Origin of the sequence: Sphingomonas sp. JUb134, assembly GCF_004341505.2 — a bacterium.
Lineage (GTDB): Bacteria > Pseudomonadota > Alphaproteobacteria > Sphingomonadales > Sphingomonadaceae > Sphingomonas.
The window spans coordinates 66,967-88,687 of the sequence record NZ_SLYP02000002.1 but is presented as its reverse complement, the minus strand read 5'-3'; the positions used below and the strand labels follow the sequence as shown (position 1 = coordinate 88,687).

Annotated in this window: 31 protein-coding genes; 30 read left to right on the top strand and 1 reads right to left on the bottom strand. The window is 67.4% G+C overall.

What is annotated here, in order from left to right; translation table 11 throughout:
- The first annotated feature begins 6 nt into the window (after window positions 1–6).
- Window positions 7–444, top strand: coding sequence for an HNH endonuclease (locus EDF69_RS16700; protein ID WP_062126486.1), 438 nt, complete (start codon window positions 7–9; stop codon window positions 442–444).
- Here the strand turns inward: EDF69_RS16700 and EDF69_RS16695 are convergent.
- On the bottom strand, window positions 416–598 hold the full coding sequence (locus tag EDF69_RS16695; RefSeq protein WP_132884031.1) for a CsbD family protein: 183 nt from the start codon (window positions 596–598) through the stop codon (window positions 416–418). The genes EDF69_RS16700 and EDF69_RS16695 overlap by 29 nt on opposite strands.
- Window positions 599–771: 173 nt before the next feature.
- Here EDF69_RS16695 and EDF69_RS16690 point away from each other — a divergent pair, with 173 nt between their 5' ends.
- The 29 genes from EDF69_RS16690 (at window position 772) to EDF69_RS16550 (ending at window position 21,640) form a co-directional block, all read left to right on the top strand.
- The gene (locus tag EDF69_RS16690; RefSeq protein WP_165890051.1) at window positions 772–1,440 is read left to right on the top strand and encodes a DUF7007 domain-containing protein; all 669 of its coding nucleotides are present in this window, start codon (window positions 772–774) and stop codon (window positions 1,438–1,440) included.
- Window positions 1,441–1,453: 13 nt separating this feature from the next.
- Window positions 1,454–2,008 carry a hypothetical protein gene (locus tag EDF69_RS16685; RefSeq protein ID WP_062126489.1) on the top strand — a complete coding sequence of 185 codons (555 nt, stop codon included), beginning with the start codon at window positions 1,454–1,456 and terminating at the stop codon, window positions 2,006–2,008.
- Window positions 2,009–2,024: 16 nt separating this feature from the next.
- The gene (locus tag EDF69_RS16680) at window positions 2,025–3,230 is read left to right on the top strand and encodes a helicase HerA domain-containing protein (RefSeq protein ID WP_010408937.1); all 1,206 of its coding nucleotides are present in this window, start codon (window positions 2,025–2,027) and stop codon (window positions 3,228–3,230) included.
- Entirely contained in the window at window positions 3,227–4,501 is a 1,275-nt protein-coding gene (locus EDF69_RS16675) for a hypothetical protein (protein ID WP_024310654.1), read from the top strand. Before EDF69_RS16680 ends, EDF69_RS16675 begins: the two co-directional genes overlap by 4 nt.
- Window positions 4,498–4,683, top strand: a complete 186-nt coding sequence (locus EDF69_RS16670) for a hypothetical protein (RefSeq protein WP_132884032.1) — start codon at window positions 4,498–4,500, stop codon at window positions 4,681–4,683. The genes EDF69_RS16675 and EDF69_RS16670 overlap by 4 nt, the downstream gene beginning before the upstream one ends.
- A 93-nt stretch (window positions 4,684–4,776) precedes the next feature.
- Window positions 4,777–6,474 carry an ATP-binding protein gene (locus EDF69_RS16665; RefSeq protein ID WP_062126492.1) on the top strand — a complete coding sequence of 566 codons (1,698 nt, stop codon included), beginning with the start codon at window positions 4,777–4,779 and terminating at the stop codon, window positions 6,472–6,474.
- A 1-nt stretch (window position 6,475) separates the two neighbouring features.
- Window positions 6,476–6,670: a hypothetical protein gene (locus tag EDF69_RS16660; RefSeq protein WP_062126497.1), complete on the top strand. Its 195-nt coding sequence runs from the start codon at window positions 6,476–6,478 to the stop codon at window positions 6,668–6,670.
- On the top strand, window positions 6,667–7,632 hold the full coding sequence (locus tag EDF69_RS16655) for a hypothetical protein (RefSeq protein WP_062126500.1): 966 nt from the start codon (window positions 6,667–6,669) through the stop codon (window positions 7,630–7,632). Before EDF69_RS16660 ends, EDF69_RS16655 begins: the two co-directional genes overlap by 4 nt.
- A gap of 43 nt (window positions 7,633–7,675) precedes the next feature.
- Window positions 7,676–8,035, top strand: coding sequence for a DUF3768 domain-containing protein (locus EDF69_RS16650; protein WP_062126565.1), 360 nt, complete (start codon window positions 7,676–7,678; stop codon window positions 8,033–8,035).
- Between the two features lie 50 nt (window positions 8,036–8,085).
- A complete protein-coding gene (locus EDF69_RS16645; RefSeq protein ID WP_066278431.1) occupies window positions 8,086–9,090 on the top strand; it encodes a deazapurine DNA modification protein DpdA family protein in 1,005 nt (334 codons plus the stop codon).
- An 11-nt stretch (window positions 9,091–9,101) separates the two neighbouring features.
- Window positions 9,102–9,908, top strand: coding sequence for a Mom family adenine methylcarbamoylation protein (locus tag EDF69_RS16640; RefSeq protein WP_062126506.1), 807 nt, complete (start codon window positions 9,102–9,104; stop codon window positions 9,906–9,908).
- Between the two features lie 77 nt (window positions 9,909–9,985).
- Window positions 9,986–10,279, top strand: a complete 294-nt coding sequence (locus EDF69_RS16635) for a hypothetical protein (RefSeq protein ID WP_010409087.1) — start codon at window positions 9,986–9,988, stop codon at window positions 10,277–10,279.
- Window positions 10,280–10,295: 16 nt separating this feature from the next.
- Window positions 10,296–10,610, top strand: a complete 315-nt coding sequence (locus EDF69_RS16630) for a hypothetical protein (RefSeq protein ID WP_010409090.1) — start codon at window positions 10,296–10,298, stop codon at window positions 10,608–10,610.
- A gap of 64 nt (window positions 10,611–10,674) precedes the next feature.
- On the top strand, window positions 10,675–11,184 hold the full coding sequence (locus EDF69_RS16625) for a hypothetical protein (protein WP_010409093.1): 510 nt from the start codon (window positions 10,675–10,677) through the stop codon (window positions 11,182–11,184).
- Between the two features lie 44 nt (window positions 11,185–11,228).
- On the top strand, window positions 11,229–11,945 hold the full coding sequence (locus EDF69_RS16620) for a hypothetical protein (protein WP_062126508.1): 717 nt from the start codon (window positions 11,229–11,231) through the stop codon (window positions 11,943–11,945).
- Window positions 11,946–11,951: 6 nt separating this feature from the next.
- Window positions 11,952–13,073 carry a phosphoadenosine phosphosulfate reductase domain-containing protein gene (locus EDF69_RS16615; protein WP_010409098.1) on the top strand — a complete coding sequence of 374 codons (1,122 nt, stop codon included), beginning with the start codon at window positions 11,952–11,954 and terminating at the stop codon, window positions 13,071–13,073.
- A 22-nt stretch (window positions 13,074–13,095) separates the two neighbouring features.
- Window positions 13,096–13,644, top strand: a complete 549-nt coding sequence (locus EDF69_RS16610; protein WP_035386550.1) for a hypothetical protein — start codon at window positions 13,096–13,098, stop codon at window positions 13,642–13,644.
- The gene (locus EDF69_RS16605; protein ID WP_010409103.1) at window positions 13,641–13,835 is read left to right on the top strand and encodes a hypothetical protein; all 195 of its coding nucleotides are present in this window, start codon (window positions 13,641–13,643) and stop codon (window positions 13,833–13,835) included. The genes EDF69_RS16610 and EDF69_RS16605 overlap by 4 nt, the downstream gene beginning before the upstream one ends.
- A 72-nt stretch (window positions 13,836–13,907) precedes the next feature.
- The gene (locus EDF69_RS16600; RefSeq protein WP_066675310.1) at window positions 13,908–14,192 is read left to right on the top strand and encodes a hypothetical protein; all 285 of its coding nucleotides are present in this window, start codon (window positions 13,908–13,910) and stop codon (window positions 14,190–14,192) included.
- A 22-nt stretch (window positions 14,193–14,214) separates the two neighbouring features.
- Window positions 14,215–14,733, top strand: a complete 519-nt coding sequence (locus tag EDF69_RS16595) for a hypothetical protein (RefSeq protein ID WP_010409110.1) — start codon at window positions 14,215–14,217, stop codon at window positions 14,731–14,733.
- Window positions 14,734–14,846: 113 nt separating this feature from the next.
- Window positions 14,847–15,374 carry a hypothetical protein gene (locus EDF69_RS16590; RefSeq protein ID WP_033967159.1) on the top strand — a complete coding sequence of 176 codons (528 nt, stop codon included), beginning with the start codon at window positions 14,847–14,849 and terminating at the stop codon, window positions 15,372–15,374.
- Window positions 15,375–15,539: 165 nt separating this feature from the next.
- The gene (locus tag EDF69_RS16585; protein ID WP_033967161.1) at window positions 15,540–16,061 is read left to right on the top strand and encodes a DUF736 domain-containing protein; all 522 of its coding nucleotides are present in this window, start codon (window positions 15,540–15,542) and stop codon (window positions 16,059–16,061) included.
- 321 nt (window positions 16,062–16,382) lie between these two features.
- Entirely contained in the window at window positions 16,383–16,841 is a 459-nt protein-coding gene (locus EDF69_RS16580) for a hypothetical protein (protein ID WP_052192542.1), read from the top strand.
- A 187-nt stretch (window positions 16,842–17,028) separates the two neighbouring features.
- Window positions 17,029–17,505, top strand: a complete 477-nt coding sequence (locus EDF69_RS16575; protein ID WP_024310589.1) for a DUF736 domain-containing protein — start codon at window positions 17,029–17,031, stop codon at window positions 17,503–17,505.
- Window positions 17,506–17,773: 268 nt separating this feature from the next.
- The gene (locus tag EDF69_RS16570; RefSeq protein ID WP_010409116.1) at window positions 17,774–18,040 is read left to right on the top strand and encodes a type II toxin-antitoxin system Phd/YefM family antitoxin; all 267 of its coding nucleotides are present in this window, start codon (window positions 17,774–17,776) and stop codon (window positions 18,038–18,040) included.
- A 136-nt stretch (window positions 18,041–18,176) separates the two neighbouring features.
- Window positions 18,177–18,434, top strand: coding sequence for a hypothetical protein (locus EDF69_RS16565; RefSeq protein WP_062126514.1), 258 nt, complete (start codon window positions 18,177–18,179; stop codon window positions 18,432–18,434).
- 690 nt (window positions 18,435–19,124) lie between these two features.
- Window positions 19,125–19,463 (top strand): single-stranded DNA-binding protein, encoded by a 339-nt coding sequence (locus EDF69_RS16560; protein ID WP_010409121.1) that lies wholly within the window; start codon window positions 19,125–19,127, stop codon window positions 19,461–19,463.
- A gap of 137 nt (window positions 19,464–19,600) precedes the next feature.
- Window positions 19,601–20,074, top strand: coding sequence for a hypothetical protein (locus tag EDF69_RS16555; RefSeq protein ID WP_132884033.1), 474 nt, complete (start codon window positions 19,601–19,603; stop codon window positions 20,072–20,074).
- A 573-nt stretch (window positions 20,075–20,647) separates the two neighbouring features.
- Window positions 20,648–21,640: an SLOG family protein gene (locus EDF69_RS16550; RefSeq protein WP_037494485.1), complete on the top strand. Its 993-nt coding sequence runs from the start codon at window positions 20,648–20,650 to the stop codon at window positions 21,638–21,640.
- Window positions 21,641–21,721: the final 81 nt, after the last annotated feature.

The following is a 21,721-nucleotide window of genomic DNA, read 5'->3' as shown; positions in this document are numbered from 1 at the left end:
CGCATCATGGCATCGACCACCCAAGCCAGAAACCAGCGGCGGATCCTGCGCTGGGCGCAGTCGTCGCTGTGCGCCGGATGCGGGATGCCCCTGCCGAGCCCGCGGCGCCTCGCCCGCCATCATCCCGATTACCCGACGTTCGACCATGTCACGCTGCGCAGCGCGGGTGGACGGCGATCGCTGTCGAACGGCCTGCTGAAGCATCTGCGCTGCAATCAGGCGCGCGGCGCGAGGCCGTCCACGGGGTGCGATGCGATCTGGATGACCGTGGTCGCGGCACGGCTAGCCGAGCGCCCGCGCAGCCTCAAGTCGATCTTCAAAGGTGGCGCTCGGAATCCCGGATTCCCGGCGCGCAAGGAAAAGGCCGCCCCGGTTGCCCGAAGCGGCCCGATCGTGTCATCGAAGGTCGGGGGGGTCAGATATCGTCGCCGAGCGCGCCCTTGACCGGTCCCTTGACGTCCTGACCGGCGCCCTTGACCTTCTGCGCCTTGCCCTCGGCTTCGAGACTGGCGTTATCGGTCGCCTTGCCGATGCTTTCCTTGACGTTGCCGGCCAGCTTGTTGCCTGCCGCCTTCAGCTTGTCGGTTGCTTCACCCATGATCGATCTCCTGTCGTGAAATATCAGGACTGAGAACACTTTGCGCGTGAGCGCGATCCGTGCGGCCAGTCACGGCTGCACCATGAACGACCCTGCCTGCCGCCATCATCCCGGTCTGCCGAGGGGGAGGAGAGAGAGAGGGAATCTGTCGAATCCATTGAGGGAGACGACAGATGACCCGGTTCCAGCCCAGCCCACGCCCTGAGACGACACCCTGGGACGCACCCGACCGCGCTGACCAGGTCCTGCCCGGCATCTGGCGCGTATCGACACCCAGTCATGGCGGATATGTCCTGTCGGACGAACGCCAGGCCGCGATGCCCGAGGCGCTGCGCCGCGACGATCCTTACTATGAGGAAGACGTCGATTACGCGCTGGTGCTCTACGCCTTCGGCAGCGAGTTTCGCCGCCTGCCCATTCCGGGCATCGCCCTGCAGGTCGAGAACGCGCGCCGTTCGGTGCGCTGCTGGCATCCCGACCGCTGGACCGCGCTGACCGGCGAGGAAGTGTCGATCCACGACAGCCACGTCGTCCGCCGCCGCGCCGCCTATCAGGTGATCATCGGCCAGTACGAGAGCGTCTCGGCGTCGGGTTCCTGGGCGGACTGGGTGCCCGAGGGCAAGGTCGGCTGCGTCTTCCGCCGTGTCGTCAGCGTCGATGCGCTCGGCTTCGCGCGCCACGAGGGCGCGCCGATCCACGGTCTCGTCGACAAGGACCGTTACGAACGCCGCCAGATGCCCGAGACGTTCGAGAGCCTCGACGCGGTCCGCGTCGAAAGCACCGCCCCGATCTCCAAACAGGTCGACGCGAGCGCGCTCGCGCACCTCCTCCTCAGCGCCTGAAAGGACCGCCACGATGAGCGTCTATCTCTATCTGTTCCACGGCCGCGCCACGCCCGACGAGGACGTCGAAGACTGGGGCTGCGAAGGCCCCGCGATCGGACCGCTCGACTATGTCCACACCACCTATGGCAGCGAGGTGAAGATCCGCGGCGCGAAGGCGGTCCTGGAAAAGTTCTTCCCGAATTCGGAAATTCATTTCCACGACGGCTACGGCGAACACGCCATTCAGCTCGCCGGCGACTGCTTGCCCTACGACGGCAAATTCTACGGTGACTGGTCGATCTGCACCGGGGATCGCTTGTGCTCGCCTGCCGCCTCCCGGGTCAAGCCGGTGTGCGACGACTGCGGCAGCGACAACGTCACCAAGGACGCCGTCGCGGCCTGGGATGAGCCCGAACAGGCCTGGGTGCTGCTCAGCACCTACGATTCCACCACCTGCCAGGACTGCGAGCGCGAAAGCGACGACATGCTCGAATGGCGGACGCTCGATGGTGCGCCCGCTCCCGATCCCGACGCTCCCGCCATCCCAGCCAACGATCCGGCGCCCCCTGATGCCGACGCCGCCTGACCCGGAGGACCACGCCATGACCTGTGTCACCCCGATTCGCGCGCCCGAGGCCGCGGACAATCGCGTACCGCTCGGCCATCATTCGACCGGCACGCTCAGCCTCGACCTCGATCGCCTGCTTGCCGGACGCCTGCTCATCCAGGGCAGCTCCGGGGCGGGCAAGAGCAGGACCTTGCGCCGGATCATCGAGGAGGCGTTCGACTATACGACGCTTGCGATCGTCGACCCCGAGGGGGAATTCGAGAACCTCGCCCGCCATATCGGCGCGACCACGATCCGCGCGGTCGAACTCACCGCCGACGGGCTGACGGCCGCGGCGACGCGCAGCCGGCGACATCGGCTGTCGATGCACATCGACCTCACCGACCTCGATCCCGACCAGCGGATCATCAAGGCAGCCGCGTTCTTTGCCGGCCTGGTCGGCGCACCGCGCGAGGACTGGGCGCATACCATGCTGGTGTGCATCGACGAGGGCCATCTGCTCGCACCGCATGTCGCCGGTTCCGCGCTCGATGCCGATGCCCGCCGGCTCGGCGTCGCCACCCTGACCGACCTGTGCGCGCGCGGCCGCAAGCGCGGTCTCGCCCCCGTCATCGCCACCCAGCGCCTCGCGAAGCTCTCCACCTCGGTCGTGTCCGAGCTGCAGAACGTGCTGGTCGGGCTCAACGTCTTCGACCGCGACATCGCGCGCGCGGCCGACCTGCTCGGCTTTCCCGCGCGTGACGCCGACCTGCTGCGCAACCTCGCCCCCGGCGATTTCTTCGCGATGGGTCCGGCGCTGTCGGCAACCCCGGTGCTGGCGCATATCGATCCCACCATCACCGAACATCTCGGCAAGACCCCGGAACTGCGTGCCGCCGCGTCCGTCGATGCCGACGAGGCGGCGAAGCTGCTCGATCTCGCGGGCCTGGCCGAGGTCGCGGACCACGGCCCCGCCATCGCCCTCAAGGGCACGCGCGCGCTCGACGCGTTCCTGCTCGATCCCGCTGCGACCGACGCGGCCGCGATCATGGACGCGCTGAAGCGCATCTCCCCCAACGCCAGCACCGCGCGCGACCTCGCACGGCACCTGTCGCTCGACGCCGAGCGCACCGACCGCGCGCTCAACCTCCTGTCGGCGATCGCCGCGGTCGACACCATGCCCAAGGGCGACGACCGCATCGCCCGCCTGCATGCACGGCTGCGCGCGCGGCTGAGCGACGTCGCCGTGGTGTCGCTGTGACCGACCTCGCGCCCGATATCGTCGAGCTGGTCGCGTGTCCGAAGCTGCCCGAGCCGTGCGGGCGCCTGCGCGAGATGCCGTTCCGGCACGATGCCTGGACCCCCGACGAGATCGCCACGGTCGAACGCATGTTCTGCGACGACGCTGCGATCGACGACATCGTCGCCGCGCTCGGTCGCGGCCGCGCCGGCGTGCGCGACAAGATCGCCAAACTGGGCCTGCGCCGCAATTCGTCGCGTCCGTGGTCGACCGACGAAGACGCATGGCTCACCCGCGAATATGGCCTTCGCCCCACGGCCGATCTCGCTGGAGATCTCGGCCGCGCCTGCACCAGCGTCTATGCCCGCGCGGGCGTGCTCGGGCTGACCGAAGGAAATCCTCCAAAATGGAGCGACTGGGAGGATGCCCAGCTGCGCGCCGGCTACGCGCAGGCGATCCCGATCGCACAGATCGCCACGCTGATCGGACGCCCGCTGTCCGGCACCGCGACCCGTGCCAACGCGCTCGGTTTGCGCCATCCCAACAAGCCCGCTGACTGGACCGAGGCCGAGGCGACGCGGGCGCTGACGCTGGCCGGGGAGGGGCTTCGTTATATCGCGATCATCGACATTCTCGCCACAGAGGGCTTTCCGCGCAGGACCAAGGCTGGCTTCGGGCCGCACCTGCGCAAGCTCGGCTATGGCCGGGGATGGGGCCGCAACTGGACCCCTGACGAAGACACACTGCTCATCCGCGCCTATGCCGACGGGGCAAGCCTGACCCCGCTCACGACCAGGCTCGGCCGCACGAAATGCTCTATCCGCTGGCGCGCCGACTATCTCGGGTTGCGCGGCACACATGCCAACCGCGACGGGTTCCGGGGCGGGCCGGTGTGGAGCGACAATGATCTGGAAAGGCTGCGCGACCTTTACGGCACGATGCCGATGGACGCCCTGGCGACGAAGATGGGTCGCACCAAGGCTTCGCTGTTCACGCGCGCGAACATCCTCGGCCTTGTCCACGGCTATCACCGGAAATGGACCGAAGAGGAGATCCGGGCGCTGCGCATCGCGCACGACTTCGGCGTCGCGCTGCCTGATGTTGCGGCAGCGATCGGCCGCAAATATCCAGCGGTCCACAAATATGCCGAAAAGCACGAGCTTCGCTTCTCGCGTCGCCCGCGCCGCGCAGCCCCCTGGACGCTCGCCGAAATTATCGCGCTCGATCCTTCGGGAACGGGCGTCACCGACCATGTTGCCATCCCCGGCACAATCGATGAGGAAAAGCCATGACGCCGCTTCGCCTCGCCCGCGATATCGCAACCGGCGCGCCGATCGACCGCGACACCCGGCGTGCCCGCCTCCTCGCGGCGCGGCGCTATGCGATCAACTCGGTCCCGCGTCGCGGTATCCTCAGCGGTCACTGGGACGCGGACACCGTGGTCGGCGCGTTCCGCGACGGCAAGGCAGGCTGACCAGGGCTCGGCCCGATGCGCCGATGAAGGAGAGAGGGAGCGGGGAGGGAAGGCGTGACGGACGCCTGAGCCCTTTTCCAGGAGCGCACTCCCATGATTCCCGCCACCATCGCGACCGCGGTCGCCCCCGAGACGATCGCCAAGGTCACGCGCCTGTTCAACAATACCGCGTTCGACGTCATCTGCGAACTCCTCCAGAACGCGCGCCGCGCCGGTGCGACCGGCGTCGCGCTCGCGCTGAACGGCGCCGGCGCCGAGCACTTCCTGCACATCACCGATGACGGCCACGGCATCGCCGATCCGGTGAGCATCGTCACGCTCGGCCGCTCGGGCTGGTCCGACGAGACGCGCCGCGCCGAAGATCCCGCCGGCATGGGCGTGTTCAGCCTCGCAGGCCGCGACGTCATCATCCGCTCCTTCTCGAAACCCGACCGCCAGGGCTGGATGGCGCATATCCCGGCCTCGGCGTGGGAGACGAGCCGCCCGATCGCGATCGAACCCGATCCGATCATGCGCGGCACCGCGATCACCGTGCGCGTGCCCGACGAGTGGCTGAAGACGCTCGAGCGCGACGTGGCCCGCGCCGCCAAACATTATCCGGTTCCCGTGACCTGGAACGGCGCGGTCCTTCCGCAGGAGGACTGGCTGAAGGACGCGGTCCATGTCGAGGAATGGTACGGCGTGCGCATCGGCGTGTTCCAGAAACACCCCTCGCATTATTCCTCGCGCGACGGACGCCTCAACTTCCACGGGCTGACCATCCCGTGCGACCTGCCGTATGTTCAGGAAGTCGACCGGGGCGGCCACTGGATCGCGCGGGTCGACATCTTCGACGCGCCGCAAATCCAGCTCGTCCTCCCGGCGCGCAAGGAAGTGGTCGAGAACACCGGCATCGCCGCCCTGCGCGATGCGGTCCGGCTCGCGATCTACCGCGCGATCGAGGCCGCGGGGACGCACCGGCTGTCGGCGCATGACTGGCGCGAGGCGCGCTCGCTCGGTATCGCACTACCCGAAGCCGAGCCCTATCTGTTCGCATGGACCGCCTATGCGGCCGACAGCTCGCGCAACTACGAGAGCGGCGCACGCGTGACCGACACCGGCATGGTGCTGATGCCCGACTTCGATGCGCTGATCGGCCAACCCGCGCAGGCGGCGATCGCGAAGCATAATCCGTTCGGTGGTCCGCTGGTCGAGGCCCAGGACGCGTTCAAGGGCTATGGCTGGTACGATATCCTCGCCCGTGTCGAGGATATGCGGTTCCGCGTCACCCAGGGCGACCGCACCTTCATCGTCTCCGACAGCCGCGAAGCCCCCGCCGAGGCGGAAAACGGTTGGGTCGAGGCTATCACGCTCGAGGCGACGATGAGCCACGCCGGCGCATTCATCGAGGTATCGACCGACGCGGATGTCGCCTTCGCACCCGACCAATGGTCGTGCAACTCGGTCGACGAGACGTCCGTCTTCGTCCGCCGGGGCAGCGAAATCACCGCGCTCGGCGTCGCCGACATCCTCGAAAGCGCGATCTTCTATGCCAGCGACGACAGCGATGCCGACAGCTACGATACGCAGCTCGAGCGCTTCCAGGCCGATGCCGCCGAACGAATCATCGGCCTGCTCGAAGGCGACGATGCCGCGCTTGAGAACCGCATTCGCGACAAGCTGGCGGGGCATTATTTCCTCGTCCCCGAGGACCGGACGGTCACCGTCGTCATCAATCGCGACCGGCTCGACGTGACGATCACGCCCCGCGCGGTTCCCGCCGCGCCCAAGGCCGCGGCGGAGGACGCGTGACATGGCGCGCTACAACCACGCCTACACGCTCGCCTTCAGCCTCGTCTCGAACGACGACAAGGGCCACGACGTCGATGCGCGCCAGCTGAAGGCGGCGCTGCTCGCACGGATCGAGAATCTCGACGAGGAGGGTAGCTGGATCGAGTCTGCCGGTGCGCCCTATGACACCTATCTAGAACCGGAGGAGGCGCCATGACCGGCGCGCCAGTTCCGGTCGTGCCGCTGGCGCCGCCGCCACCAGTGGTGCTGGCCTACGGCATCGGCGTCGACAGCACCGCGCTGCTGATCGAGAAGCACGCGCGCGGCGAAGCGCCTGACCTCGTGCTGACCGCCGATACCTCGGTCGAGAAACCGGCGACCTACGAATATCTCGACGTGATCCGGCCCTGGATGCGCGACCGCGGTATCCGTTTCGAGCTGGTCAGCTATGTCCCGAAGCGATTCAAGCACTGGCCGCCCTATTACGGCATCCTCGAGATGTGCCTGACCAATGCCACGCTGCCGAGCAAGTCGCTCGGCGGGTCGAGTTGCAGCCTCAAATACAAGAAGGCGCCGCAGGACAAATTCCTGTCGACCTGGCAACCAGCGGTCGACGCTTGGGCGCGCGGGCAGCGCGTCGTTCGCCTGATCGGCTATGACGCCGGACCGCGCGACACCGCGCGCGCCAACCATGCGCTGTCGATCGACGATCCGCTGTACGACTGCGAGTACCCCTTGCGCGAATGGCGATGGGACCGGCCCGACTGCGTCGCCCGCATCCAGGCCGAGGGTCTGCCGGTGCCACCCAAATCGGCGTGCTGGCTGTGCATCGCCAACCATCCGAGCGAAATCCGCGGCCTCCCGCAATGGTGCCTGCGACTCATCGTGCTGGTCGAGGCACGCGCCGCCCCGCGACTGCACACGGTCGAGGGCCTGTGGCGCAGATCGACCCGCGCGCGCCCGGGATCGATGACCGCCTTCATCCGCGACGAGCACCTCCTGCCGGCTGACGAGATCGACCGGATCATCCGCGATGCGCCGCTCGACCTCATCCGGTTCCAGGATGTCGCGGCCGTCATCCCGCTCGGCGAGCGCCCGACGATGGGCGACTGGCTCGACCGCTTCCATGCGGCCTTTCCCGAACGAGGCCGGGGACGAAGCGACGCGCTCGCCGCCTGAAGTCCCCGCCACCATCGCTATCGACCAAACGGAGGATCATCACATGATTTCGACCGCCACCGAAACGCGCCTCGAAGCCGTGGCCAGGCTCAACGACCGTTGCCGCCAGGGGTTCGACCGCACCGCGAAGATCGTCATGACGCGCGCGTGCCTCGGCGCGCTGTCGAACGGCACGCTCGCCTCGGAAGCCGTCGCCCAGGCGCATGTCCTGCAGGCGCTGCGCCGCTACACTTTCCCCGCCGACTGTCCCGAGCGCGATCGCGGCCAGTTCGAGCTGTCAGGCGAGACGATACACTTCCGTATCGATTATTATGACGTGGCGCTGGAATGGGGATCGGAAGACCCCGCCGACGCCAGCATCACGCGCCGTGTTCTCACGCTCATGCTGCGCGAGGATCTGTGATGCGTATTGTCGGAATGGCCGACAGCTATCAGCTAGCTGGCCGCTAGACGATGACGATCGAGATCATCCTCGGCCTGCCGCATCTCGCAAACGGGCCTATCCTTCAGCGCGCGGTCGCGCTGCAAGCACCGGTGCTGATCTCGGCCAATTGTCTGTCGCGCTGGCGCAAGGCCGATGGCTGGCGCGAGTGGTCGGGATGGCGCACCGGAACGCTCGCCAACGCGCGACCGCTCGCCAGCGTCGACCTCGATTCCGCCGGTTACACCATGATGGTCCGCTATGGCGGGCTTCCCTGGAGCATCGCCGATTACATGGCGCTCGCCGCGTCATGGCCGTTCCGACGCATCTCGTCGGTCGATTACTGCTGCGAAGAGGGCGTTGCCCACGACCGCGAGGAAGTGCTCGACCGCATCGCGCGCACCACCGCCACCAACCGAGAATGCTTTGCCCGCGCCGACGACTTGGCCATCCGCGACCGGCTGATGCCCGTGCTGCAGGGCCGCGTGCCCGACGACTACGTCCGTTCACTCGACGCGATCGGCGGTCTGATCCTGCCCGGCACCGTCGTCGGCATCGGCAGCATGTGCCGGCGACCGATCCACGGTCCCGAAGGGCTGATCGCCGTCGTCGAGCGGCTGACCCGCATCCTGCCGATCGGCGTCAAGGCGCACCTCTTCGGGGTGAAAGGCGATGCCCTGCCGTACCTCACGCCGTTCGCACGCTGGATCGCCTCGATAGACAGCCAGGGATGGGGCGTAGGCGTGCGACAGCACGCGCTCAGGCATCGCATCGCCAAGACCGACGCGCTCGGCGCCGACTTCATGGAACGCTGGTATCGCACGCAATGCGCGCGAACGCTCGAAACACCGCGCCACCTGCCCGAGGCCGCGGCGTCTGCTCCACCGCCACCAACCGCCGACCCCTGGGAACGCGCGATCGCGCAGGCTCGCGCCGAGATCCGCGCCCTGATCGAGAGCGGCGATCTCGATCACGATGAGATCACCACCGGATGGATCGAGACCTGGGCGGCCGAGATCTACGCCGACGCGGCCTGACGGAGGTAACCATGCTCACCGACCGCTCCCAGCGCTGGCGCGACCGGCGCAGCTTGTTCGTTGCCGGCGACAGCGTGATCGACCCGCGCCGCTACGCCGTCGATGTCGTCGCCCATGATACTGCCCGCGCATTCCTCGCCGACCATCATTACCTCCCGCGCTATCCCGCCGCCCAGCTCGCCTGCGGGCTGTTCGGTCCGGGCGACCCGGGCAGATCCACGTTGGTCGGTCTCATCGTGTTCGGCGTGCCGGCGACCGGCGCGGTCATCACCCGGCACACCGGCTATGCCGATCCCGCTCGGGGCTGCGTACTGCAACGGCTCATCTGCCTGCCCTCGGTCGCCGCGAACGGCGAAAGCTTCTTCACGTCGCGCGCCTTCCGCCTCCTGCGCCTCGCCAAGCCCCGGATCGACGCTGTCGTCAGCTTCTCCGATCCCGCCTTCGGCCATTGCGGCGTCGTCTATGCCGCGCTGTCGGGCGCCTATCGCGGCCGCACGAGGCCGCGGACGGTGCTGCGCATCGCCGGCGAGACGATCTCGGAGAGAACGCTGTCGAAGATCCGCAACCTCGAATCCGGCCATGCCGGGGCGATCGACCAGCTGGTGCGGCTCGGTGCGCCGAGGCCGGAGGCGCACGAACACCCCGCCGACTGGCTCGCGCGGCTCCGTGCCGACAATCTGCTCCGCCCGCACCGGCAAAGCCCGCTATTCACCTATTGCTTCGAGCTGACGCGCGACGCCCGGCGCACCGCGCGCGATCTGCCCCGGCTTGCCTATCCGCGCCGGAGCGACGCGATCCGCGAAATCCTCGCGGCATGATCCCCGCGCCAGCGGCGCGAGGGAAGGGGAGCGGGAGCGGGCGGCATGTCACCGACATGCCGGAAGGAGCACCGCCCGTGGATATCCATCTCGCCATCGCCAGCGTCCAGGCCGACGCTGCCCGCATCGCGCGCTACACCGATCGACGCGACCGTTTCCTCGATGCGCTGGACTGGTCCGCGCTCGACGAACAGACCGCGCGCGAGGCCGCGATGCTCGACGATCTGCTCGCCGGCGATCTCGCCGACGCCGCGCTCTACATCCTCTGGCTGGAAGAACGCCTCGCCAGCGGCGAAACCGATGTTCCAGGCGTTCTTCGCTTCTACCCGCACCCGCGCCCCTGGCACGGCGAGTGGATCTCGCTGCACTGACCCTGAAAGGATCGCCATGAGCCGCCACCAGTTTCCCGGTATCGAACCCGGCACCAGCGTCAGCATCGGGTGGGACCGCCCGCTTGGCACCTTCTTCGTCCAGGTGCTGCGCCCGCACCCGCATCTCACGGGTGAGGACGAAACCGTCGCATGGCATGGCGCGCACCCCGGCGAGCTGACCACAGCGGCCGCCGCGGTCACCATCGCCTCACGCTGGGCCGATCTTCCCGCCGATCTCGCGATCACGCTCGAGACCGACCGGCTGATGACCCTCGGCCAGTCCGATGGCGAGGCGCAGATCGCCATCAAGCGCCGCTTCTTCGGCGACTGAGTACCCGACAAGAAAGGGGAGGGGGATGGGGCGCGTCGATCAATGACGATCGACGGAGAGCCCCATGCCATATTTTATCGATCTCGGTGCCGGTCCCGCCGAGGAGGATTGCGCGCAACTCGGCCAGTCGCCCAACTTCGACAGCCTCAACCGCCTCGAAATCGCGGTCTACAAGTCCGCGCTGATCGCACGCTACGGCCCGCCGCCCCCGGGATGCCGCCTCGCCGGCCTGTCCAACCGACACGATTTCGGTCGCTATGTCGAACTCGTCCTCCATATCGAGAACGAGCTCGACGAGGCCGTCGCCGACTATGCGACACGCGTCGAGGAGGGACTCGCCACCTGGCGCGAGGCGGGCTTCACCGCGCCGGTCGAGTATAACGGCGAGACGCCCACCATCGTCCATGCCGATCCGGCCGATGCCGTCATCAGCGCGCTGCTGATTACCCGGCCCGGGCCGAACGGTCTTTTCCCGATCCCGGATTTCGCGGTCCTGCACGGCAATCTCACGCAGGCTTACCCCGCCGAGGCCGCGGCCGCCAACGCGCGTCTCGCCGAGGCCGCGGACGCCTGAGCGCGACCGCACAGAGCGATTTCCCATCATTTCGGAGCATTCCCATGGCGAACACCTACACCAAGGCCGCGTTCACGCTGACCATGAGCCACGCCGACGCGGCGTTGCTAACCATTGCCGAACAGGCAGTCGATATCCTCGACACCAACGGCGACGATGCCGACCTCGCCCACGAATATGACGCGCTCGATCCCGCGTTTCACGCCGTGTTCCCGGCGAAGGGGCCGATGAAGTTCGAAAGCTTCCTCGAGATATTCGACGATTGGCATTTCCCTTATCTCGACTGCGCGATCGACATCGACTGGAAAGGCGAAGACGGGAACGCGCGCGTATTCTTCAGCGGCGATCAATTCGGCGTCGAACAGGTCGCCCAGCTCATCTTCCGCGCTTGCAAGTCCGCGCTCCCCTGCGGGTTCGCATGGATCTCCGACTGCGACCGGCTGCGCCCCGGCGAGTTCGGAAGCGGCTGCGTCATCATTACCGACGCGGGGCTGACGTTCCACAGCACCCAGGACATCCTCGATCGCGCCGCGCGCAGCGCCGCAGCCGATCCCGACACCCATGGTCACGAGGGTCGCTTCGGTTTCGTGCTCGCCTCGCGCGACCAGGACGGCCACGCCGTCTTCTGGAACAACGACGACGGCTTCGGGGCACTCGCCAGCGCGACCGTGTTCTCGAAAGCCGAGGCCCGCGCACACGATCCGGTCATCGCCAACGACGAACCCGAGTGGCTGGCGCTGCCAGCGCCGCTCGCGGCCTGAACGGCCATGTTCATCGACATCGGACGCGGCCTGGTCGCCGGCCTTCCGGCCCTCGCCCTGCCGCCCGCCATCCTCGACGCGGTCGAACGCGGCGCATGGATCGTCTTCAACCTCTCGGGCGGCAAGGACAGCTCGGCCGCGATGTTCGCGGTCAACCTGATCCTCGATGCGCTCGGCCATCCGCGCGAGCGGCGTATCGCCATTCACGCCGACCTCGGCCGTGCCGAATGGGACGAAACGCCCGCGACGGTCGAGGATCTCGCGGCCCACGCCGGCGTCCCGCTGACGATCGTCCGGCGCAACGCCGGCGACCTGTTCGACCGCTGGGCCACGCGCTTTGCCAACGGCAAGGCGCGCTACGAGGCACTCGAAACCTATAATCTGATCGGTCCCTGGTCATCCTCGGCGCTGCGCTTCTGCACCTCAGAGATGAAGGCCCATGTCATCGGGCCGCACCTCGCCAGACTGCTGCGCGGCCAGACTATCATCAACGTGCTGGGACTGCGCCGCGACGAGAGCATCGCTCGGTCACGCACACCCGAATGGAAAGCAGACGCGCGCTACGCCGCTGCCGGCAATCCGCACGGCACCGCGATGATGCTGTGGAACCCGATCGCGCACTGGACGACACCACAGGTCTTCGCCGCGCACGATACGCTCGGCATCCCGCTGCACGTCGCCTACACCTGTTACCAGTCGTCACGACTGTCGTGCCGCTTTTGCGTCCTTCAATCGCTCGGCGACGCCCAGGCATCGGCTTCGGCACCGGCGAACCGTCCCGCGCTGCTCCACCTGGTCGGCCTCGAGGCGACCTCAACCTTCTCGTTCCAGCCCGCACGCTGGCTCGCCGACGTCGCACCGCGTCACATACCGGGTAATTTGAGGAACCGGATTTCCCTCGCCAAGGCCGATGCCGCCGAGCGGCGACGGCTCGAAGCCGCGATGCCGCCCGACCTGCGCTACGTCAAAGGCTGGCCGCCGCGCATTCCCACCATCGAGGAGGCCGGCATCATCGCCGCGTCCCGCGCACCGATCCTCTCGCGGCACGGTCTCGCCGATCTCTATCCCAATGCCGGCGCGGTGCGAGACCGCTTTTCCGACCTGATCGCGCTGAAGCGTGCCGCCTGATCCAGAGCAAGGAGCTTTCATCATGCCCGATATCACCGATCTCCCCGTCATGACGCGCGCCGACGCGATCGCCGCGGGCTTCGCCGGCTACAACGACGTGCCGCACAAACCAATCGACGTGCCCGACGGCGCGTTCACGATCACGGCGAAGACCAGCGAGGGTCGCCGCGTCACCTTCTGCTTTCTCGAATCCACTTATGGTGGCCCGCCCCGCTTCATCGACATCCAGTTCCACGACCGCGGCACCACGATCCCCAACGCCGATAACGGGGTATCACCCACCTTCAACGCGTTCGCGATCACGCGTGGCGGCAAGTTCGTCGCCGACAGTCGACCGCTCGACGAAGAGATCAAGCCCTCGATCCTCGTGCTGATGCTCGACAAGGCCGGGGAAGAACCCGCGCGATCCGCGACCAACCCGGCGCCGATGTCGGACATTGACCTCGCTGCGCTGCTGACACGCGCGGCCGAAGTCGTGGCTGCGCCCGACAGCCGGATCGCGTCGCATCGCAACACGCTTGCCGGCCAGCTCATCGCCGAGGCCGCGATCAGGCGGGCGCGCCCGTCATGACCACCCCCTCGCGCAGCGACGGGATGCACGTCGCCCATACCGCAACGGGCTGGGTCGTGTTCGACAACAGCTTGTCACACCCCTCTCGCCTCTCGGGCGCCTATCCGTCGCGCGCCGCGGCGACCGCCCGCAAGCGGGCGCTCGCGCGTGCGCTGCGCCACCAGCGTCCCGACGAAGCACCGGACGTCTGAGGAAGGGGAAGGGGGACCGGCTGTTATGAACCGGGAGGATCATCCGACCCGGTGACAACCGGAGCTGACCCCATGCGCAGCATCCTCGCCTTCTACGAAATCGACCGTGCCTGGGGCGGCCCCGAGGAAGGGGGATGGTGGTACGACACCGGCACCTTCGTCCGCGTGATCGCCCTCCATTACCACGACGAGGCCGCGGTCGCGGCGATGCGCCGCGCCAACCGGCTGCTCGAGCGCCTGCAGCGGCATCGCCCGCCGGTGGATTCGGCTGCCTACACCGGCGGACGCTTCCGCGCCTTCAGCTTCTCCGGCCTCCCGCCCACGCGGTTTCCCGCACGTCGCCCGGAATATTCCTGACCCAGCAGAAAGGGACCAGCCCATGTATCGCGTCCATTATTTCGACACCAGCGAAGCCGCGCATGACGCCTGTCTCGATGACGGTCCCTGCATCGAGGAAGGCGACGTTCTCGCCATCCTGTCGGAGGGCGTCATCGGTCTCGCCTCGACCGATCCGATCGCCGTCACCCTCGACCCCGGCGCACTGCGCATCGTCCGCCCGATGGCGATGGACGTGCTGCTAGCAGAACTCGTCCACGGCGCCTCCCAGATCCGCCGCGCGGTCGCGACCGCCCTCCTGCACCATTTGCCCGTGCAGCCCCATTTCCTCGCCTTCGTCGCGCCGGCGCTGCCCTATCCCTATCCGCAGACCGTCGTCGCGCTCTCGTTCGACGATATCATGCTGACGATCGATGCGATCCACCACCGTATCACGGCGCTCGAACGCCGGTTGGGGACACTCGAATCCGACAGCGCGCACGCCTTCTTCCTGCAACGCTCGATCGATCATCTGTCGGCCGCCCGGAAGCGCCTCATGCGACATCCGCGACCGCCTCGCTGAACGGCACGGCATCGCCTCGCGACGATGCCGGCACCGGCTGCGCCGGAAGGAGAGAGGGACCGGATCGGCATCCTGGACATGGGGTCCGGGCATTTTGCCGAAAGGTCACGATCATGTGCATCGATCCCAACGCCGAGCCCGTCGCCTTCGCGCTCGACACCAAACTCTGCCACCTCCTGCCCACGCTGACCGAGCCGCACCGCGAAGCCATCGCCCAGGATCTCGCGCGCACCGCCATCTTCATGGCGACCGCAATGGCGGCCGACATGGCGCAGGACGCGGTGAACGGCCTCGTGCCGATCCCGAAGATGCCGACGCTCGGCAAGCCGCCCGCACCCGCGCTGGTCCCACAGGCGCAAACGCCGCGCGATACCGTGCTGCTGACCCCCGCGGTCGCGCCCGTCGTCACGATCAAGGCCAAAACGACCGACGTCACCGTCGCCGGCTTCGACCAGCGTCAAGGCTACACGTTCGGGATCGACAACAAGTCCGACCGGCTGATCGACATCCGCCACGCCGGCAAATGCTGGTGCATCGATCCGAGCGACGAGGCGACCGACGTCGTCAGCCGCGCGATCGGCGCGCTCGCCGCGGCGCACGCCGATATCGGCACCGCGCTCACCGACCAGCTCGCCCACTGAGCACCGACATCGTCCGCCTGCCGCACGATCCACCGTCCGCGTGAAGACGCGGTCGGTGAGGGGCGCTCATCGCGCCCTGCCCGGCCGAAGGGCCGGGGAGGGGAGGAGGATTGAAGATCGGTGTCGAGGACATGGGGTCCAGCACGACATCACAGGAGACACGTCATGAACATCGGTCAGATCAAGCAGAACGACGCGGGCATTTTCATGGGCCGCATTTCCACCCTCGCCGTCGCGATGACGATCGCGCTCAAGCCGGTCCAGTCGTCCAACCCGCGCGCGCCGCGCTACGAGATCCACGCGCTCACCCCGGGCCGGACGTGGGTGCAGGTCGGGGCGTTCTTCGAACTCACCTCGAACAACACCGGCGAGGCGTTCCTCAACGGTCGCATCGACGATCCGTCGCTCGCCGCGCCGCTGCAGGTCTCGGCCTTCCGCCAGGACGACGGCTCGTACAACGTCGTGTGGCAGCGCGCCCAGAAGCGCCGCGATGTCGGTGCCGCGCTCGGCGTCAAGGCGGATGACGATCTGTCGCCGCCGTTCGGCGCCGATGGCGGCCCGGTCGGCAACGGCCCCGATCACGATGCGGGCACCACCGACAACGGCCTGGGCGAAACCACCGCCCCGGTCGAGGAGCCGGTCGGCAAGGGCCGCGGTCGCCGCCAGCGCGTCGCCGAGGACGCCTGATCCACCCCCGGTGCCGTGCACTCCCTCACGGCACCGCATGGCGCACGGGCGCGCCCCCTTTCGCTCCCGCACGCCGAAACTCGGGGCAACGCCGGCACACGGCGTCGCCCTTTTTTTGCTTCATGGGCTCCAGTCCCGATTCAACACCGTATCGGATCGATAATTTAGCTATTCCTTCGCTTTATCGCCGTATAAGCACAGGATATCGCAGTTCGAACCTGGGCCACGCTCAAGGGAAGGGGGTGATGAATGGATAGCCGGGCGAATGGTGATGACACCGCTCGCGGGACCGGCACGTCCACTTCATCACGAGGTCCCGACATGGCCGACCGCGTCTCCGTCTCCATTACGATCGGGGGGAAACTTCCCGCCGATCGACTGCCCGAACTGTACAAACTCGCCGATTTCTACGGCCTCTCGACCGAATGGGGGGGAGAACCGCTTGAATCCGTTACATCCGGCGAACCCCTGCGCCTCCATGCTCACGAGGTCCAGAACGGCAATATCGAGGATATCGAGGACTTCTGCTGCACCAACGACCTTCCGTTCAGGACGTGGTCGGGAGGCTCGCCCGGGTCGTTCTCGCCCGAGGTTCGGGTCTGGCCAGGTCATGGTCCGCGCGCGATATTCTCGGCCGACGACAACGAAAGCGTCGTGCTGACGCTTCAGGAATACAATGCTCTAGGTGACCTCGCCGCGATCGGTGAGCACTTCCGGTTGGGTGGCTTCAAACCGCCTGCGCTCTCCATCGTCCCGGGAAAGCCTGAGACCGATAGCTAACAGCGCCATCGGCACATCCTCCTGACCTAGCCCGATCCGCGTCCCGCACGCACCACCGTCCGCGTGAAGAACGCGGTCGGTGAGGGGCGCTCATCGCGCCCTGCCCGGCCGAAGGGCCGGGGAGGGGAGGAGGATTGAAGATCGGTGTCGAGGACATGGGGTCCAGCACGACATCAGGAGACACGTCATGAACATCGGTCAGATCAAGCAGAACGACGCGGGCATCTTCATGGGCCGCATTTCCACCCTCGCGGTCGCGATGACGATCGCGCTGAAGCCGGTCCAGTCGTCCAATCCGCGCGCCCCGCGCTACGAGATCCATGCGCTCACCCCGGGCCGGACGTGGGTGCAGGTCGGCGCGTTCTTTGAACTCACCTCCAACAACACCGGCGAGGCGTTCCTCAACGGCCGCATCGACGATCCGTCGCTCGCCGCGCCGCTCCAGGTCTCGGCCTTCCGCCAGGACGACGGCTCGTACAACGTCGTGTGGCAGCGCGCCCAGAAGCGCCGCGACGTCGGTGCCGCGCTCGGGGTCAAGGCGGACGATGGCGAACCCGCGCTGCCTTTCACCGCCGATGGCCGTGACGTGGCGACCTCGGGCGCAGGCGATGACACCGGAGACGGGCTGGGTGCCAGCACCGCGCCGGTCGACGAGAGGGTCTGACCGGCATCGGGCGGCGCTGACGCGTCGCCCGTATCGCCACCTCGACGGGGATCGCTTCATCGCCGAAGCGGTCCCTGTTGCCGTTAGTGCCTGTTGCAGCCGCGCGGTCCGTGGTGTACGGATTGTCTTCCGTTTTACGGAAGATACGGATTCCCATGTAACAGAAAGATGGCCGTTACAACATTGGCAGGACCAGATGAGGGTCCCATCCTGGAGGGACGCAGGGCTTAATCGATCCCCGGCCGCGTAACGAAAGATGAGGGAAACCATGACCCCTACAATCGAAAAGGCCAGATCGACCGACGTGTCGAAGCGGTTCGGCTTCTATTACGACGAGGCGATGACGCATCCGATCGCAATCGAGCGCAACGGCGCTGCCCGCGTGGTCATGCTACCCGCCTCCGAGTTCGAACGCTTGTCCCGCCTCGATCACCTCGCGCTCTCGCCGCAGGAGTTGAGCGATGAAGCCATCCACGCCATCAGGACCGCGACGCCCAGCGCCGGGTCCGTCCAGAACGATCAGTACGTCGATTGAACCGCAAGCCGGTGACCTGATCTGGTATTTCTACCTCTGGCGGCATGAACATAACCGGGGCGACGAGGACGGCTCGAAACTCCGCCCCTGCATGGTGGTTGGCAGCTATCGCTCAGCCGGAAGGCTCCGTGTCCTGATGGTGCCACTGACGACGCGCGATTATTCACCGGCTGCATCCATCCCTCTGCCGCCGCGATTCATTGAGGCCTTCGGCCTCGATGACCGATCACGCATCGTGTGGGACGACGTGAACGATTTCGCATGGGTCGGACCCGACGTTCGCGCCGGTAACGACGGTAGCACCATCATCGCCGAGGTGCCGAGCCGCATCGTACAACGTGTCGCGGCGCTGATCGTCGAGCATCGGATCACCCCCACCCGGCGAACCGAGTAGGCGATCGATCCTCGCCAACCCGAAGGGCGGCGCCCGCAGACACAGCCCGGTTCGCTGGCCGAGTGGAAAGATCATCACGATCGGCGATGATCCCGCAGCCGGGCGGCGCGTAAAGCCGTCGCTGTTCTGCCAGCGGGTATCGGCAGGCGTTTGCCCCCTATGGCGATGAGGACGCCCAGGTCCGATGCGGTTGCCGGCGATCGCCCTGGCGAGGGTCGGCCGTCGGGCGACCTTGCGGCATCCGGTCTCCTTGCCGGTGCGTCGTCGCCCGGGCGCGGCCGTCCTTGTCGAGCTTCGGAGCGGCACCACGTCGGTCAGCGAGCGACGCTGGCGGCACGCCTGCCTTCGCGCCGGGTCGTTCGGGGGTACGGGTCAGGCGACCGACATGAGCGGTTCACGAGGTTTGTCCATGGCAATGCCTGCGGGAACCTTGGGCTGATCGACGGCCCATCCGCCGTTTCGTGTCACCTGCGCCGCGCCCCGGGGCCTCGCAACCCCTTTGGCAGGGCCGTGTTGCCGCGCTTCGCGCGGCTGCCCGCACCACCCCTGCAAAAGGGGTTCCCCTCCGGTCGACCAGGCCCGCCGCCTGCGCGCCGGCCCAGCTCGCCCTCCGGTGCGACGCCCCGAACCGCGACGCCCTTCAGGTGACACCGGCGGACGGACCGCCGACCAACCCAAGGAGGCAATGCCATGAACAACGTGAACCTCGTCGGCCGCCTGACCCGCACCCCCGAACTGCGCGAAGTCAATCGCGCCACCAGCGTCGCGACCATCTTCGTGGCGACCGATCGCCCGAAGCTCAACAAGGACGGCCACACCTACAAAGGCGACGACGGCTTCACCGTCAAGGAGACCGAATACCACAAGGTCACCTGCTTCAACGGCCTCGCCAAGGCGATCGCCGGCAACCGCAAGAAGGGCGACCTCATCGCCATCGAGGGACGCCTGCACTACACCCGCTGGCAGGACAGCGACGGCAACGACCGCTACGGCTGCGAGATCATCGCCGATCGCGCCGAGTTCTACTGACCGGCCAGCGAACCGGGCGGCGCCTGCGGGCGTCGCCCTTCGCGCATGCTTCTTCATCGCCAGCTCGGACGCTTCGGCCACGTTGCTTCGCACCGCGGCCTTGCGCCAGCGCGCGCTCACCTGAAAGGTCCGGCACCATGACCGTCCAGCGCGACATGTTCGACGGCGACCCGTTCGCGCCCGAGCCGATACCTACGGCACCGGACCCGGTCGCTCGGGTCGACGAGCCGGCACCCGCCGGCGGCGACCACGACGGCAATGCCGTCGCGCTCGCCCCGCTGGCGGTGCCGTGCGGCTTCCGCAACCGTCGCAATGAACCCTGCCGGCGTCTCGCCGAGCGACCCATCCTGATGAACGGCCAGCCCTTCGTCCATCGTGGTCACCAGCTGCTCCAGTGTCCGCGTTCCTGCTGGCTAGACGATGACAGCGCGGTCGAGCCGGACATTGCTGACCGGATCGGTGAAGATATCCGGTTCGCAACCGAACCGGATATCCAGACCGACCCGCACGGCGAGGACACCGATGCCAACCGCGATCCAGACGACCCGGGAATCCAGGAGATGCCGGATTACGATGCCGGGGATGACGGTGGCGAGTATGAATGGGACTGATCCTGCTGATCCTGCTGTGCTGGCTGTGGGACGGCCGTAGAGGGGCAGGGCGGGGCGTCCCGCCTTGTGGGCGGGACCGGGCTCTATTCGGCCCTGGCGGGCCTCACGGAGCCCCCTGGCGGGGTCTCCGCCCTGCGGGTGACGATCCCTATGCCGGCGCCGGGCGTCCTGCGCGCGGGCGGCGGCAGCTGGCTCGCCCTCCCGGGCTCACTGGCGCTGCCTTTGCGGCGCTGCGCCGTGCCGGCGCATCACCGCCGCCCGTGCTCGGTCCGACCCGGCGTGCCCACCACAACATAATATTTTCTCTCTCTGTGATGAGGAAGTCTGGCATGCGGGGTTGGCGGGCCGTCAAGGACGCGCGGTCCCCCCAATTTTCACGCACCCTTCCGTCTCCGCTTCGCTCCGCCTCCAGGGCACGAGAAAATCGGCTCCCCCGCGCGCGAGCGTTAACCGGGGTCCGCGACCCTGCGGGCCGCGGCTTCCCGGTTAACGTCCCTGACCGCCCTGACCGCCGCATGCCGGATGAGATTCCTCACCGAGAGAAGGTGAGATTTTCAACTCATGGAGGCTATCATGACCAAGTACAGCAACTTCAACGACATGGGCCGCGCGATCAACGAGCGCCGCGCCGACGAGCACACCACCGAGACCTATCAGGGGGCGTTCATCGAGGCGAGCGAGATGGCGAAGCTTTCCATCGTCAGCGAAGCCGAGAAGCTGGACATGCCCGACCCGGAGCAGGCCGCACACGCCGTCGAGCAGATGCTGGCGACGATGTTCGACGTGTTCCGCGACACTCGCATGGAGGAGTTCGCCGCCGACCTCGCATGGGGCTTCGTCAACAGCTTCCACATGGTGGCCAAGCGCATCGAGGGCCGTGAGGATGACGCCGCCAAGAAACTTGGCGACCTGGTGCGCAGCTACGACCCCTCGGAGATCTACGCGGTGGAGCTCGAAGAGACCCAGCTGCTCTGCCAGACCCTCGAGAATTGCGCCGAGGCGATGCGCTGCATGCGGGACCACGCCGGGAACGTGTATCGCGTCGAGACCGGACGGCCCTTCTCGACCGTCCGCGGCAGCAGGGTGTCGTCCAAGCTGACCGCCTCGATGATCGACGGTGCCGACTATCTGGCGGCACGCGCGGCAAAGCGTCGGGACGAGCACAACCCGAGCGGCCCGATTGTCGCCTTCTCGGGCGGCATGGAATGGCACGACCACGAGCAGCTCTTCGAACGCCTCGACCAGATCAAGCGTCGCATCCCGTCGATGGTCCTGATGACCACCGCCATGAACAAGGGTGCCGACGCCATCGCAGCGTCGTGGGCGGCCTCGCGCGAGGTCAAGCTGGTGCGCATGTTCCTCGACAAGCGCCACGGCAACCGGGGCGGGTTCCTCCGCAACGACCGCATCGCCTCGCTGCGTCCCGTCGAAGCGATCGTCTGCGAAGGATCGGGCGTCCAGATCGACTTCGCTCGCAAGTTGCGTACCGCCGGCGTACCGCTCCACGTCTTCCGCAAGGACGGACAGGCACCGGTGCAGCCGAGCCAGCGCAGCCGCCGCGCCTGACGCACCCACGGAAGGGCTCCGGGCAACCGGAGTCCTTCCCCTTTTTTACGTCGCCCTGGGCGGCGCTCCGGGGCATCGAGC